Genomic DNA, 13,475 nt, shown 5'->3' on the forward strand with positions numbered 1-13,475 from the left:
CGCCGTGGTTGTCGACTTCGTCGGCGACGTGCTCGACGTCACCCGCGCCGTGCTGCGGCCCGGCGGGCGCCACGGCTCGGTGGCCGACCACTCGGTGGGCGAGGCCGGCGGTCTCGTCTTCTGGGCCCGCCCGAGCGCCTCCGACCTGCAGGAGCTGGCCAGGTTGGCCGACTCCGGGGAGCTCGAGGTCACCGTGGCCGAGACCTTCCCGCTCGAGGAGGCCGCCGCGGCCCTGACCCGGAGCAAGGTGGGCCACGGCCGGGGCAAGATCATCGTGCGGGTCAGCCGCGACGAATGAGCGGCTCCAGCGACTCGACCGACTCGAGGCGTCCGTCGCGCAGCACATAGCGGGACACGCCCCGAGCGGGCGCGCTCGCGTGCAGCGAGAGTGCGACTCGGTGGCCGGCGTTGACGAGCTCGTGGACGTGCGAACCCCCGAAGGCCCTGCCCTCGTGGTCGAGCCGTTCCTCGTGCAGGCCCCCGAACCAGCTGTGCTCGGTGAGCTCACCACGCACGACCACGTGCGCGCCGTGTGCCCCACGGTGGTCGTGCCAGCCGCTCCCCGCGCCCACCGGCCAGCTGACGAGCCAGACCTGCAGGTATGGCGTCTCGACGAGTTCGCGGCGCTGGCGCCGGTCGGCGCGCAGGTCGAGCAGCTCGGGCAGCTCCGGGTCGCTCGCGAACAGGTGCAGGGTGCGCAGCAGCTGCGCCCCGGAGAAGTGGTCGACGCCTGGGGTGCGACCGGTCAGGGTGGTCATGCTGATACCTCGTTCATGGGGGTGGGCCTTCGGGTGCTGGGGCGCGGTGTGGGCGCCCGGGCGTGCGGGTGCGTGGGTCTCAGGCACACCAGCGGAGCAGGAGGCAGCGGCGCATGGCATGCATGCGCGGCGTTCGCTGCGTCGTGCCCGAAGACATACCAGCAGTGGAACACACGGGCCCTGTCGAGGTCCACGTGAAAAGGGCCGTGTCTCGCACCGCGGACGGGTCCGGCCACCACGCCCTTGCATCGCACGATCGCGCGTTGCTTAACGAATCGCGCGTTGCCTTGACGACCTGCCGGAGAGAGGATGGGCGCACCGGGACGCCCCCGGCCACCACCGCGCGACCCGAGGAGACCCATGATCTTCATCACCGCGAAGTTCCGCGTCCGTCCCGAGGACGCCGATCGCTGGCCCGAGATCTCCGGCGAGTTCACCCGAGCGACCCGCGCCGAGCAGGGTTGCCTCTGGTTCGACTGGTCGCGCAGCCTGCGGGACGACACGGAATACGTGCTGGTGGAGGCGTTTCGGGACGGTGACGCCGGTGCCGCCCACGTGCAGTCCGAGCACTTCAAGAAGGCCCAGCAGACCCTGCCGCAGCACCTCGTGGCCACGCCCAAGGTCATCAACGCGTCGCTCGAGCAGGACGACTGGTCCGAGCTCGGGGAGATGAAGGTCGGGGACTAACCGGTCGCCTCGCCCTTCGCGAGACCCGCCGGCTTGCCCGTGGGCGGGCTGGGGTGCCAGCCGGGTGGCGCGAACAGGTAGCCGAGCCGGTCGTGCCAGTTCTCGGCGTAGTGCACGTCGCGGAACGCCGCCGCGAACTCGCCGTACTGCAGGCGCAACGGATTGTGCGTGTTCACCGGCTTGGTGACGCCATAGCGTGGTGCCTCCACCTCCTCGGCGTAGCTGCCGAACAGCCGGTCCCAGATGATCAGGATGCCGCCGTAGTTGCGGTCCAGGTAGCCCGGGTTGACCGCGTGGTGCACGCGGTGGTGGGACGGGGTGTTGAACACGAGCTCGATCGGCTGCCACAGCTTCGGGATCGTCTCGGTGTGGACCCAGAACTGGTAGATCAGGTTGACCGAGAAGCAGAAGAAGATCATCCATGGCGGGATCCCCAACAGGGGCAACGGGATCCAGAAGATCAGCTCCCCCCAGGGGTTCCACTTCTGGCGCAGGGCCACGGAGTAGTTGAAGTACTCCGAGCTGTGGTGCGCCTGGTGAGCCGCCCACAGGATCCGGATCCGGTGCGAGCTGCGGTGATAGCTGTACCAGAGCAGGTCGACGGCAAGGATCGTGCCTACCCAGGTGCTCCAGTGGTGCGGGTCCAGCCGCAGCGGCGTCAGGACAAACAGGACGGCGTAGAGGAGCAGCGCGGCGAACCTGGCGCCGAGGTTGACCACCATGGAACCGACGCCCATGACCAGGTTGGTCCACGTGTCGCGCCGCTCGTAGCCCCGCCGCTGCGGGCCCTCGCCGTTGTCGAGGAAGCGCAGTGCCACCAGCTCGATCGCGATGAACAGCAGGAAGAACGGGACCGCGTAGGAGACCGGGTCACGCAGCTCATCGGTGAAGGCCATCTCGGCGCTCCCTCCTGCGGACTCTGGCGCATCGGAGCCGAAGGACTACCCAGCAGTAACGCTACGCCGCGATCGGGGCCCGGGGAAGGGAACGAGTAGGTTTGAATCGCAACTCGCGCTGGCACACACGGGGTGTTCGGCCGGACACGCCGCCATGCCCACCTCGCGAGCCGCAGCAGTGCCAGCGTGGGTTGCGAAACTGGACGGCGCTGGCGCTCGCCGGTCAGACAGCTTCGACGCGAGTATTCTCTGGCCGGTGGTCTACGACGAGGACTTGGCCGACCGCATCCGAGAGGTGATCGGTCGCGAGCCGGACCTGGCGGAGAAACGGATGTTCGGTGGGTTGGCCTTCCTCATCGGCGGCCACCTGGCAGTCGCCGCCAACCACGAAGGGGCGGGTCCGGCCAAGCCAGCTTCGTCGCCGGTGCCCGTGTGCCCGTGTGCCCGTGTGCGGGCATGGTCGTCACAGTCAGGTGTCAGCCCTCGTCCGAAAGGACGATCGCGCGCTCGACCCGGCGGTCGGGCACCAGCCACAGGACGGCGACGGCCGTGTAGATGGCCAGACCGAGCCACGGGGTCACCCACGACAGGCCGATGCCAGCGAGGTAGAGGGCGGGCGAGAGCTTGCCCTTGAGGTCCCGGCCGAGCATCCCGCGCACCGCCGACTCGCTTCCCTCGGCCCGCAGGACGGTCGTCTGCATGACGTACCACGCGACCGCGCACAGCAGCAGGTCGATGCCGTAGACCACCACGGGCACGGTCGCGAATTCGGTGCTGTCCATCCACGCGGTCGTGAACGGGATGAGCGAGAGCCAGAAGAGCAGGTGCAGGTTGGCCCACAGCACGACTCCGTCGATCCGCCGGACCAGATGGAAGAAGTGGTGGTGGTTGTTCCAGTAGATGCCGATGTAGACGAAGCTCAGCAGGTAGGTGAGCAGGCTCGTCGCCACCGCGCCGAGGCCGTGGAAGGTGGCCTCCTCCGGCGCCTTGAGCTCGAGCACCATGATCGTGATGAGGATGGCGAGCACCCCGTCGCTGAAGGCCTCGATCCGGTTGGTCCTCATCGCCGGTCTCCGTCCGGACGGGGCTGTTCCTCGACTGCCCGTGCCTGCGCAGGCCGGGGCGTGCACAGCGTAGACCCGCTCAGGAGGACGCTCAGGTCAGCGGACCACCGACCCGCTTGGCCACCGACGGCGCCACCGGCACGGACTCGGGATTCCCCGGGTGCGCGCGGGGACTGCCGAACCGGGACTCGATCGGCAGCTCGCCCTGCCAGACGCCGGCCGTGGGCTCGGTGGCCGGTGGCCCGCTGCGCGCCTTGGCGGTCCAATTGTCGTCACCGATCTGCAGCGACAGCACCAACGTCGCCGCGAGCTCCTTGGGCAGGTGGCGGCGCACCTCCTCGCGGCGGCCGGGCAGCAGCCGGTCGCTGAGGGCGTCCAGCGCAGCGATCGCCTCGTCCCCCTTCAGCACCGTCGCCACACCGTTGACGACGGCGGAGCGGTAGTTGGCGCTGGAGTCGAAGAGGCTGTCGGCGTAGACCAGCCCGTCAAGGTGGAACACGCTCAGTGCGACCGGGCTGCCCGCAGCGGCGGCGCGCAGGGCCCCGGCACCGGTCGACCCGTGCACGATGATGCGGTCACCGTCGCGTCCGGCCATCACGGGGACCACCAGGGGCGCGCCGTCCTGCACAGTGGAGAGGGTGACGGCGAAGGAGTCGTCGAGGAATGCGTCGAGGGCCCGGCGCTCGGCGCTGGCTCGTTCGGGATGGCGTCGGATGGCGGTCATGGGTACCAGCGTGCGCGCCCATAGTGGCCCCGTTCACGAACCAGTATTGACAGAATCAGCAGACCACTATCCAATGGGCGGGGTGCCTCGCCCCGCCATCGGTGTCCACCTCCGACTCGACCTCGACCCGGAGGTGCGCCCGATCCGGCGCCGGGTGGCCGAGGGGGTCCTCGCCGCCATCGCCGCGGGTCGGCTGCACGACGGCGACGCACTGCCCTCGACCCGCACCGTCGCCCGGACGCACGGGCTCCCTCGCTCCGCCGTGGTGGAGGCCTACGACGAGCTCGTGGGCGCCACGATCCTCGCGTCGCGGCACGGCAGCGGCACGGTGGTCTCGGCGGGCGCGACCCACCTCGTGCGCCACGGAGCACGCAGCGGGGTGCGACCGCCGTCCCCGCGGCAGGAGCGGCGCGCCGCCACGGGGTCCGGTGCCAGCCCAACGCTCGACCTGCGGCCGGGCACGCCCGACACCAGCCTGATCCGGGCCGCCGGCTGGAACCGGGCCTGGCGCGCCGCGATCGTCCCGAGCGGCCCGAGCGGCCCGAGCGGCCCGGAGGAGCAGGAGTCCGGTGAGGCGCTGCGGCTCGCGCTGGTGGACCACATCCGCCGGTTCCGCGGGATCTCCACGACTCCCGACCGCATCGGGCTGCATCCGACCGTGCGCTCCGCCGTCACCGACCTGGCGCACCGTGGCGGCCTGGTGGGCGCCAGCGTCGTGATGGAGGACCCGGGCTATCCGGCGGCCCGGGAAGGCTTGCGGCGAAGCGGCGCCGACGTCCGGCCCGTACCCGTTGACGATCAAGGGCTACTGGTGGCCCGGGTGCGCGACACCGATGCCGCGGTCTACGTCACGCCGGCGCACCAGTACCCGACGGGCTCCGCCATGAGCCTGCCCCGTCGGGTGGCGCTGGTGCAGTGGGCGCTCGACCACGACGGACTGGTCATCGAGGACGACTACGACGGCGAGTTCCGCTACGACGCAGACCCGGTGCCAGCGCTCGCGTCGTTGCACGGCGGCGGCGAGCGCGTGGCCTACATCGGCACCTCGTCCAAGATCCTCACCCCGGAGCTGCGCATCGCCTGGACTGTCCTGCCCCCGCACCTGGCGAGCCCGGCACCGTCCGTCGAGCGGGTCCGCCCGCTGGTGTCCGGATTCGCCGTCCGCGCCCTCACCCACCTGCTCGTGCACGGCGAGGTCGGTCGCCACCACGCTCGGGCCATGCGCACGTATGCCGCCCGCCGGGCGATGCTGATCCGGCACCTTCGCGAGCTGGCGCCCTTGGTGGAGGTGACCGGCGTCAGCGCCGGATTGCACGTGCTGGCGCGTCTGCCCGCGTTTGTCGACGACGCGGAGGTCGCGGCCGCGCTGGGCGACTCGGGATATCTGGTCGCGCCGCTCTCCGACTACGCCGTTCGCCCACAGCCGCCAGGTCTGGTGATCGGCTACGCCATGTTGCCCGAGAGCCGGGCCCGCGACTTCGTCCGCGCCCTGGCCTCCGCCCTCCCGTGACCGCCGCCGGTTGCGGCGCGAGAGTGGGGGCGGCCCCCCAGCGCCTTCCGAAGAAGGGTGTCCGTGTTCGTCAGAGGGGTCTTCAGTGTTCGTCGCCGAATTGGGCCACGGCCGTGGTGATCTCGGCCCTGCTCTTCTTCGCGGCAACCAGAAGGTGCAGGAGGACCCGCGCCTTGTAGGGGTGCAGGAACCCGCCACTGGCCAGGCCACGGGAGAGCAGGTCGCGCTCCGAGCCCGGGGCGCCGTAGGTGTGTGCCAGGACCGGTCCTGCGCCGGTGCGCGAACTCAGCACGACCGGCATCTGGGCAGCCAGGTCACCGAGCAACGGGGCCATGGCACCTGGGACGTGGCCGACGCCGAACCCGGCGACGACCAGCCCGTCATACCGATCCTCGGCGCCGGCGAGCGCCGAGCCATCGTCGTCGAACACCGCAGTGTGCAACCCGATCCTCGTCGCCCGCAGGGACTCCCGGGACCAACCGATGACCGGCCGGCTCGCAGTCGCGGGCACGAGGAACCGTGCCTCCCCCTCGACCACGTGCCCGACCGGACCGGTGTCGGGGGAGGCGAAGGTCGCCGTGCTCGTGCTGTGCGTCTTGCGGACCCGGACGGCCGCGTGGATCTCGTCGTTGAAGGCGACCAGCGCACCGCGGCCCCTGGCTGCCGGGGAAGCAGCGACCCGCACCGCCGCCAGGAGGTTGGCCGATCCGTCCGCTCCGGGCAGGGTCGGGTCGCGCATGGCGCCGGTGACGACGAGGGGAAGCTCGTGACTCCAGACGGCATCGATGAGGAAGGAGCTCTCCTCGAGCGTGTCGGTCCCTTGGGTCAGCACGATCCCGGTCGCCCCCGCCGTGACCGCCTCGTCTGCCGCGGCCACCACGTCGAGGACGTCGTCGAACGTGAGGTCGGCGCTCGGCACCCGGCGCAGGTCGCGCACCTGCACCTGCACGTCGTCGCCGAAGCCGTTCAGTCCCGAGACCAGCTCCTGCCCGCCCAGCCGGGCCACCGCTCCCCCGGCGCCGCCGGACATCGAGATGGTGCCGCCGAGGGTGAAGAGGACCACGCGCGCATCAGTCACGCGGTCACCGTAGTGCCCAGGGGCCGAACGGTCAGGCGGCGACGAAGACGACCTTGCAGGCGAAGTCGTTCAGCAGGTAGGGACGGGCCAAGGTCCGGCCGCGCTCGTCGACCATGGTGATGGCCTGCCCCGACGGAAGCAGCCTGCCGCCGCCCGTGGTGTAGATGCTGATCTCGTCGAAGTAGACCACCCCGAATCCGGCCAGGGGGTGCGCCGGCTGGTTGAGGTCGTCGCGTGTCACACCCATGTCGACGGTGACCGCCGGGGGATATCCCGTGTCCACGGTGAAGTTCATCGTCTGTGCCGTGGTCTCGTTGGCGAGGAAGTAATGGGCCGTGCCCGGTGGCTTGGTGTCGAGGCACAGCGAGCCACTGAGGACGTCGCCGGGCCGGACCGAGAGACCCACCTGCCCGACTCCTTGTGCCCACAGCTGGCTGGTGACGTTCTGCGCGGAGTCCACCGTCATCTCGACGTGGACGTCCAGGAAGCCCAGCCCCACGAAGGTGTGGAAGCGGTTGAGACCCAACGCACTGGCGCTGAAGTGCAGGTCCGGCACGGTCCAGGTCACGAACAATGCGGTGAAGGGTGCCGAGAGGCTGGTCAGGCTGTAGCCGCAGGACTCGATCGGCGCCGGTCCCAGCGCGGGCACCGGCGCCGGCCGAGAACCGGCCTCGGTGGGGCGCTCGTCGATGGCCGTGTCCGCGCGAGGCTCAGTGTGCCCCTGCCCGGCAGTGGCGGTATCCGCACGGGGCTCGACGTGCTCGAAACCGCGGTAGCGGCGTGCCTGCCGGTCCCAGAGGGCAGCCATCCCCGGCTGGGTCTGCGGGTCGGGGCGCAGCGGCAGCCCGTGCCGGTGCAGGTCCGCCGTGCTTGCCGCGAACGGGTCGAACTCCTTCGGGGGAGCTGGGCGGAGCCGAAGGCCCTTGCGGTCGGAGGTCTGCTGTTCAGCCATGGCGTGCTCCCGAGAAACGACCCGGGTCCGGCGACCCGGAATCTTCTCACGGTAGGCCCGGCACCGCCGTCCCGCAGGCGTTTGGCGCAGTCTCCGACTGAGCGGACGGCATACCCGCGCAAAGTCGCTTGCCCGGGGAGACCCGGATCTGGTCGGGTGGTGCCATGGACGGCCTGCCCGAGTTGCTCGTCGCCGACGCCGCCGCGTGGCGGTCCTGGCTGGACGAGCACCACGCCACCTCGCCAGGTGTGTGGCTGGTCCTGCACAAGAAGGGCGGCCGGGTGACGAGCCTGACGTACGCCGAGGCGCTCGACGAGGCGCTGTGCTACGGCTGGATCGACGGCCAGGTTGCGAGACGGGACGAGGAGAGCCACCTCCAACGGATGACTCGTCGAGGGCCGAGGAGCATGTGGTCTGCACGCAACGTCCGCCACATCGACCGGCTCGAACAGGAGGGTCGGATGCAACCGGCCGGCCGGGCCGCGGTGGAGGCGGCGAAGGCCGACGGGCGCTGGGAGCGTGCCTACGCCGGGCCGGCAGACGCGCAGGTCCCCGCCGATCTCGCCGCGGCGATCGCGGCAGATCCGCAGGCCCAGGCGATGTTCGACGTGCTGACCGCCACCAATCGCTTCGCGTTGATCCACCGGGTCAACTCCGTCAAGCGAGCCGAGACACGCGCACGCAAGATCGCCGGGTTCGTGGAGATGCTGGCCCGGCACGAGACGCCCCATCCGCAGAAGCGTCGGCCCGACTGAGCCCGACAGGACCGCCAAGCGGGGCTGTCGTCACATCTCCTCGTGCGTGTCCGGGTCACCGTCGAAAAGCCGGCCGTCGGGACGACCGAGTCCCGTGATGGCCGCCATCTCGGCGTCGTTCAGCTCGAAGCCGAACACGTCGAGGTTTTCTCGCTGACGCTCCGGGCTCGACGACTTGGGCAGCGGGATCGCCCCCAGCTGCACGTGCCACCGCAGGACGACCTGCGCGGGTGTCACGTCGTGGGCCTGCGCGGCCTCCACCACGGCCGGCTCGCCGAACGGCGCGTTGCGCTTGCCGATCGGGCTCCACGACTCGGTCTGGATGCCCAGCGAGGCGCCCACGATCCGCATCTCCTGCTGGGGGAAGTACGGGTGCAGCTCGATCTGGTTCACGGCAGGGGTGACCCCGGTCGCCTCGATGACGTCCTCGAGGTGCTTGCGGGTGAAGTTGCTGACCCCGATGGAGCGGACGAGGCCTCGCCCTTGCAGGTCCACCAGCGCCTCCCACGCCTCGACGTACTTGCCGACGCTCGGGTTGGGCCAGTGGATGAGCACGAGGTCGACGTAGTCGAGCCCCATCCTGTCCAAGGAGTCCTCGACCGACTTCGTGGCGAGCGCCCTCTCGTGGTGCCGACCGGGGATCTTGGTCGTGATCTGGACGTCCTCGCGCGGCACACCGGACCGGCGCAGGGCCTCTCCGACCTCTTCTTCGTTGCCGTAGTTGACCGCGCTGTCGATCAGGCGGTAACCCACCTCGAGAGCGCTTCGCATCACCTCGATGCCTTCGTCGCCGGTGACCTGAGACGTGCCGAAGCCGATGGCGGGCAGGGTGTTTCCGTCATTGAGTGTGTGTCGTGCAATCTCGGGAGACATGGCCCCAAGGTACGCTGCCCGACCCTGCCCGGCGATCCGACGGCGCAACCCGGACCGCGTCCGGAGACTGCCTCAGCGGGTGAGCAGCGCTGCCACGACCTCGCGGAACGCCGCGGTGTGCCGATCGATGTCCTCTCGGCTGGTGTCGGGGCACATGAGCGCCATGTTGTGGAAAGGGGTCATCAGGATGCCGCGGTTGCACATGGCCAGGTGCAGGTAGGCGTCCAGCTCCTCGTCGGCGGCCGCAGCCGACTCCTCCCCGCTGCGGGGCGCCGGTGCAGCGAAGCGGTATTCGGCCCGCGCCCCGACCTGAGCGACCGACCAGGGCAGGCCCAGCTCGTCGATCGTCTCCTGGACCCCCACGACGAAGGCATCGGCCAGCCCGATCATCCGCTCGAACGCCTCCGGCGTGAGCACCTCGTCCAGGGTGGCCCGCATGGCCGCGGTGGACAGGGCATTGCCCGCGAGGGTGCCACCGACCCCACCGACGTCGACGATGTCGGCATCACCAGCATCGGTGTGACGCGTGACCGCAGCAGCCACGGACGCACTGAGCCCGTAGGCGCCGCAGGGAATCCCGCCGCCGATCGACTTGCCGACCACGAGGATGTCAGGTTCGAGGCCCCAGGCTCGCGTGGCGCCGCCCCAGCCGGCCGAGAAGGTGTGCGTCTCGTCGATCATGAGCAGCGCGCCATACCTCGTCGCGAGCTCGCGGACACCTTCGAGGAAGCCTGGCTCCGGGAGCACGATGCCGATGTTGGTGAGCGCCGGCTCGGTCAGGACCGCGGCGACGTCGCCGTGCGCCAGCTCGCGCTCCACGGAGGCCAGGTCGTTCCACGTGGCAGCCCGCGTCGTCAGCTCCAGCGGGACCGGCGGCCCCACGTTGCCGGGGCGGCTCTCGGTCTTGCCGTCCGGCCCCGGCAGGGCAAACGCCTCGTCGACCGAGCCGTGGTAGCAGTGGCCGAACACCAGGATCTTCGGCCGCCCGGTCGTCAGCCGGGCAAGGCGGACTGCCCACCGGTTGGCGTCGGTGGCCGACAAGGTGAAGGACCACAACGGCATACCGAAGCGCCTGGTCAGCTCTGCGCCGACCCACTGCGCGTCCCCGGTCGGCAGCATCGTGGTGATCCCACCGAGCTCCGCCAGGCGGCGCTTTACCCCCGCGGTCGTCGCGACCGGGGAGTGGCCCGCCATGGCACCGGTGTCGCCGAGGGCGAAGTCCACGTAGGTGTGCCCGTCCACGTCGGCGATCCGGTTGCCGCGCGCCGAGTCGAGGTAGAGCGGGAATCCGCCTGACCACATGTTCATCCACGTCATCGGAACGCGCCCGAACAGGTTGGTGGCTCCGGCATACAACTTCTCGCTGCGCGGGTTCCGGGCGACATAGGTGCCCTGCTCGACCTGGAGGACCCGCGCCAACCGTCCGCGGTCAAGCATGCTCATGCGGAGACGCTAGCGCCCCGAGGAGACCGCGGGACAGACGCTGCCCACCCCGTGAACACCGCGACGCGGGAAAGGACGGGGCAACTCGGGCTCAGCGGGGCTCGAGACCGATCGAACGCTGGAAGGGCTCGAGACCGTGCACCTCGAGCGGGTACTCGCAACGAACGAGGTCGTCGGGGCGCAGCACCAGGCCCTGCAGCAGCGCCAGCTCGCCCTCCCGTCGCTGCCTCCGCATCATGCCGTTCTCGCGATAGCCGACCTTGCGACTGACGGCCAGGGAGGCGGGGTTGTCGACGAAGGCTGCCGAAGTCACCTCGACGCCCTCCAGGTGGTCGAAGACGAACGCGCAGATGACCTGGCGCATCACCGTGCCGATGCCCCGGCCCTGGAAGCGCTGCCCGAGCCAGGAGCCGGTCTCACCGGTGCGGGTCACGAGGTAGTTCGTGGTGTCGAAGCCCTGGCTGCCGACCAGCTCGCCCTCGTGCCAGACACCCAGATGCAGGGACCAGGCCCGCGGGGAGAACGTCGCCCTGGCCCGCCAGTGGAACTGGGCGGTGTTGCGCGCCAGCTCTCCCCGTGGCGCTTGGCTCCAGGGAAAGTAGAACGGCATCTGGTCCGCGGGGTGGATGCCCTCCTCGGCCAGCGCGCACAGGACAGGCAGGTCATCGTCGGTGAGGCCGCGCAGCTCCGTCGGGCCCGCGGTGATCCGCAGCCCGAGCGAGGGGAGGAGGTCGACGACGGTGCCCATGGGGGCGAGTGTGTCGGAGGCTCGGCCGCCGCGCCAGCACGAATTCTCGCCGGCGTACCCGTCACGTCGGTCGCGCATCGACGTCGCGGCCCCGAGCCAGGAGTCGTTGTCGGTGGTCGGTCATAGAGTCGCGCGCGTGAGCTTGGACTACACGAAGACGGCACGGCGGCACGGCTGGAGCCAGGTCCCCGCAGGCGTCGTGCGCGCACTCGGGCAGGCGCTCGACAGTGCGGTGATCCATGCCTCACCGCCGGTCGGGGCGGGCTTCGGCGGTCAGTATGCCGGGGACGTGCGGCTCGCGGACGGGCGTCGGGTCTTCGTCAAGGCGGCTCCGCCCTGGATCGCCTACCAGGCGTCGTGCCTCGAGCTCGAGGCGGCCGTGTTGCGCCGGCTGCCTTCGTCGGTGCCCCACTGCCGACCCCTTGCCCGCGTCTCGCGCGACGGCTGGGCGCTGCTCGCCCTGGAGCACGTGGACGGGACGATGCCCGGGTTCCCGTGGAGCCTCGAGCACCTGGACGCGGTCTACGCGTCCTGTCTCGCACTCTCCCGGGTCCGTGCGCCGACGACCTACACCGAGCGGCCGTGGGGTCCCTACTTCCACCGCGGCGACCGCCACGGCGCGGACATCCGCGAGATCCGCAGCGGCTCGTGCCGGCGTCCCGCCGCGCACGGCGACAACCCGTGGCTGGACGCGATGGTCTCGGCCCATGGTGCCGAGCTGGCTGATCTCGCCGATGCGAGCCGGACGATCACCGGCCCCCACCTGCTGCACCAGGACGTCCGGCCCGACAACATCCTTGTCGACCGGCGCGGCCGGGCGCGTCTGGTCGACTGGAACTGGGTATGTCTCGGGCCAGCATGGGTCGATTTCGTCGGCCTGTTGCCGATGGCGCACCGTCAAGGTCTCGACGTCACGCCGTGGCTCGAAGCGCGACTCTTCACCGGGGCCACCGACGACGTGATCGACGCGGTCCTCGCTGCCATCGCGGTGAAGATGCTCGGTGGTCAGCACGAGCCGCTGCCGCCCGGGATGCCCGAGACGTTGTGGCAGCACAAGCTGCTGCAGGCCCACGATGCGGTGCTGCTGCTCGCCGACCGTCGCGGGTGGAAGGTCCGATCGATGGAACGTGGCCCCGGTGCGACCAGGCCGGAAGCCACAGCCGACTCGACCGACCGGCGATCTGTGGAGCCCGCCACCGCTCCGGCCTGACATTCATACCCGGACACACGCGTCCTTGTGCCCCGCATGCCGCGTGCCCACGGGGCCTCGGAGCCTCGGAGCCTCGGAGCCTCGGAGGATGCGCCGGCCCGCCTTCCCTGGCTGGCCGAACGGCACCCCGTCGGCCGGCGGACATAGGTGCGTCCCCGCCCTGAGGGGGCGGGGTGGGGGCGGGGTGGTCAGGGTTGCCAGCCGTAGTGGCCGTCGTGTTCGACGGGTCTCAGGTCGCGGTCGTGGACGATGGTGTGGTGCCGCGGGCACAGCAGGTAGAGGTTGTCCAGGTCGGTGTCTCCGTCGCGGGACCACCAGACCCCGTGATGGGCGGCGCACCACTGCGCGGGCATGGAGCAGCCTTGGTAGGTGCAGCCCTTCTGGGTCAGCCACAACGCGCGGCGTTGCGCGGGGGTGGCCAACCGGACCTGCCGGCCCATGTCCAGCACTTCCCCGTCGCTCCCGAGCAGGGTCGGGATCAGGTCGGCCTGGCACGCCAACCGGCGCACCGCCCGCACGCTCAGCTGTTCCCCGGTCATCGTGCGCCCCAGCCCGCGCAGCTCACCGACCAGCTGCTCCCACGAGATCGTGATCACCACCTTCGCGTTGCCGGTGGTGGCCGCCTGCCCGGGCGAGGTCATGCCTCGCTGAACAATGGCCATCAACGCATCTGAGCGCCGCTGCTGCGGCGACCGCGGGTCCGGCCCGTCACCGTCCGGCGCCGGCTTGGCCAGCGGTCCGATCGCGGCCCGCACGAACGCCGCGCCCTCGGAGTCC

The 13,475-nt window shown here is 70.7% G+C and carries 15 protein-coding genes; 5 read left to right on the forward strand and 10 right to left on the reverse strand.

The window, feature by feature from the left end; all coding sequences use genetic code 11:
• Positions 1 to 298, forward strand: a 298-nt coding sequence (locus tag FRW57_RS08915) for a zinc-binding dehydrogenase (RefSeq protein WP_152185835.1), incomplete at its 5' end; no start/stop codon positions are given.
• Here FRW57_RS08915 and FRW57_RS08920 read toward each other — a convergent pair.
• A complete protein-coding gene (locus FRW57_RS08920; protein ID WP_162529316.1) occupies positions 282 to 758 on the reverse strand; it encodes a cupin domain-containing protein in 477 nt (158 codons plus the stop codon). The two genes, FRW57_RS08915 and FRW57_RS08920, sit on opposite strands and share 17 nt — an antisense overlap.
• 360 nt (positions 759 to 1,118) lie before the next feature.
• Here FRW57_RS08920 and FRW57_RS08925 point away from each other — a divergent pair, with 360 nt between their 5' ends.
• Positions 1,119 to 1,445 (forward strand): putative quinol monooxygenase, encoded by a 327-nt coding sequence (locus FRW57_RS08925; RefSeq protein ID WP_137119658.1) that lies wholly within the window; start codon positions 1,119 to 1,121, stop codon positions 1,443 to 1,445.
• Here the strand turns inward: FRW57_RS08925 and FRW57_RS08930 are convergent.
• From FRW57_RS08930 to FRW57_RS08945, 3 genes are all read right to left on the reverse strand, one after another.
• The gene (locus tag FRW57_RS08930; protein ID WP_152185837.1) at positions 1,442 to 2,341 is read right to left on the reverse strand and encodes a sterol desaturase family protein; all 900 of its coding nucleotides are present in this window, start codon (positions 2,339 to 2,341) and stop codon (positions 1,442 to 1,444) included. The genes FRW57_RS08925 and FRW57_RS08930 overlap by 4 nt on opposite strands.
• A 476-nt stretch (positions 2,342 to 2,817) precedes the next feature.
• Positions 2,818 to 3,405, reverse strand: coding sequence for a TMEM175 family protein (locus tag FRW57_RS08940; protein WP_152185838.1), 588 nt, complete (start codon positions 3,403 to 3,405; stop codon positions 2,818 to 2,820).
• Between the two features lie 91 nt (positions 3,406 to 3,496).
• Entirely contained in the window at positions 3,497 to 4,129 is a 633-nt protein-coding gene (locus FRW57_RS08945) for a pyridoxamine 5'-phosphate oxidase family protein (protein WP_152185839.1), read from the reverse strand.
• 82 nt (positions 4,130 to 4,211) lie between these two features.
• On the opposite strand from FRW57_RS08945, the gene pdxR reads away from it, so the two are divergent.
• Positions 4,212 to 5,639: a MocR-like pyridoxine biosynthesis transcription factor PdxR gene (pdxR, locus tag FRW57_RS08950; protein WP_162529317.1), complete on the forward strand. Its 1,428-nt coding sequence runs from the start codon at positions 4,212 to 4,214 to the stop codon at positions 5,637 to 5,639.
• Between the two features lie 82 nt (positions 5,640 to 5,721).
• Here pdxR and FRW57_RS08955 read toward each other — a convergent pair whose 3' ends face one another.
• Together FRW57_RS08955 and FRW57_RS08960 are read right to left on the reverse strand one after the other, a co-directional pair.
• Positions 5,722 to 6,717, reverse strand: a complete 996-nt coding sequence (locus FRW57_RS08955; RefSeq protein ID WP_203230271.1) for an asparaginase — start codon at positions 6,715 to 6,717, stop codon at positions 5,722 to 5,724.
• Positions 6,718 to 6,748: 31 nt separating this feature from the next.
• Complete coding sequence (locus tag FRW57_RS08960) at positions 6,749 to 7,669, reverse strand: G1 family glutamic endopeptidase (protein ID WP_137119653.1); 921 nt, start codon at positions 7,667 to 7,669, stop codon at positions 6,749 to 6,751.
• Between the two features lie 164 nt (positions 7,670 to 7,833).
• Here FRW57_RS08960 and FRW57_RS08965 point away from each other — a divergent pair, with 164 nt between their 5' ends.
• On the forward strand, positions 7,834 to 8,424 hold the full coding sequence (locus FRW57_RS08965; protein ID WP_137119652.1) for a YdeI/OmpD-associated family protein: 591 nt from the start codon (positions 7,834 to 7,836) through the stop codon (positions 8,422 to 8,424).
• Positions 8,425 to 8,454: 30 nt separating this feature from the next.
• Here the strand turns inward: FRW57_RS08965 and FRW57_RS08970 are convergent, their stop codons facing one another.
• The 3 genes from FRW57_RS08970 to FRW57_RS08980 form a co-directional block, all read right to left on the reverse strand.
• Entirely contained in the window at positions 8,455 to 9,297 is an 843-nt protein-coding gene (locus tag FRW57_RS08970) for an aldo/keto reductase (protein WP_137119651.1), read from the reverse strand.
• A gap of 72 nt (positions 9,298 to 9,369) precedes the next feature.
• The gene (locus FRW57_RS08975) at positions 9,370 to 10,740 is read right to left on the reverse strand and encodes a transaminase (protein ID WP_152185841.1); all 1,371 of its coding nucleotides are present in this window, start codon (positions 10,738 to 10,740) and stop codon (positions 9,370 to 9,372) included.
• Positions 10,741 to 10,831: 91 nt separating this feature from the next.
• The gene (locus tag FRW57_RS08980) at positions 10,832 to 11,488 is read right to left on the reverse strand and encodes a GNAT family N-acetyltransferase (RefSeq protein ID WP_137119649.1); all 657 of its coding nucleotides are present in this window, start codon (positions 11,486 to 11,488) and stop codon (positions 10,832 to 10,834) included.
• Positions 11,489 to 11,624: 136 nt separating this feature from the next.
• Here FRW57_RS08980 and FRW57_RS08985 point away from each other — a divergent pair, with 136 nt between their 5' ends.
• Positions 11,625 to 12,698 (forward strand): phosphotransferase family protein, encoded by a 1,074-nt coding sequence (locus FRW57_RS08985; protein WP_162308092.1) that lies wholly within the window; start codon positions 11,625 to 11,627, stop codon positions 12,696 to 12,698.
• Between the two features lie 188 nt (positions 12,699 to 12,886).
• Here the strand turns inward: FRW57_RS08985 and FRW57_RS08990 are convergent.
• On the reverse strand, positions 12,887 to 13,475 hold a 589-nt coding region (locus tag FRW57_RS08990; protein WP_152185842.1), incomplete at its 5' end, for an HNH endonuclease.

This window comes from Segeticoccus rhizosphaerae, assembly GCF_009192725.1.
Taxonomy (GTDB): domain Bacteria; phylum Actinomycetota; class Actinomycetes; order Actinomycetales; family Dermatophilaceae; genus Segeticoccus; species Segeticoccus rhizosphaerae.

What these genes read in the sequence shown, in the direction of transcription:
- FRW57_RS08920 (WP_162529316.1), bottom strand. Translation starts at nt 758, where the DNA reads ATGACCACCCTGACCGGTCGCACCCCAGGCGTCGACCACTTCTCCGGG.
- FRW57_RS08925 (WP_137119658.1), top strand. Translation starts at nt 1,119, where the DNA reads ATGATCTTCATCACCGCGAAGTTCCGCGTCCGTCCCGAGGACGCCGAT.
- FRW57_RS08930 (WP_152185837.1), bottom strand. Translation starts at nt 2,341, where the DNA reads ATGGCCTTCACCGATGAGCTGCGTGACCCGGTCTCCTACGCGGTCCCG.
- FRW57_RS08940 (WP_152185838.1), bottom strand. Translation starts at nt 3,405, where the DNA reads ATGAGGACCAACCGGATCGAGGCCTTCAGCGACGGGGTGCTCGCCATC.
- FRW57_RS08945 (WP_152185839.1), bottom strand. Translation starts at nt 4,129, where the DNA reads ATGACCGCCATCCGACGCCATCCCGAACGAGCCAGCGCCGAGCGCCGG.
- FRW57_RS08960 (WP_137119653.1), bottom strand. Translation starts at nt 7,669, where the DNA reads ATGGCTGAACAGCAGACCTCCGACCGCAAGGGCCTTCGGCTCCGCCCA.
- FRW57_RS08965 (WP_137119652.1), top strand. Translation starts at nt 7,834, where the DNA reads ATGGACGGCCTGCCCGAGTTGCTCGTCGCCGACGCCGCCGCGTGGCGG.
- FRW57_RS08970 (WP_137119651.1), bottom strand. Translation starts at nt 9,297, where the DNA reads ATGTCTCCCGAGATTGCACGACACACACTCAATGACGGAAACACCCTG.
- FRW57_RS08975 (WP_152185841.1), bottom strand. Translation starts at nt 10,740, where the DNA reads ATGAGCATGCTTGACCGCGGACGGTTGGCGCGGGTCCTCCAGGTCGAG.
- FRW57_RS08980 (WP_137119649.1), bottom strand. Translation starts at nt 11,488, where the DNA reads ATGGGCACCGTCGTCGACCTCCTCCCCTCGCTCGGGCTGCGGATCACC.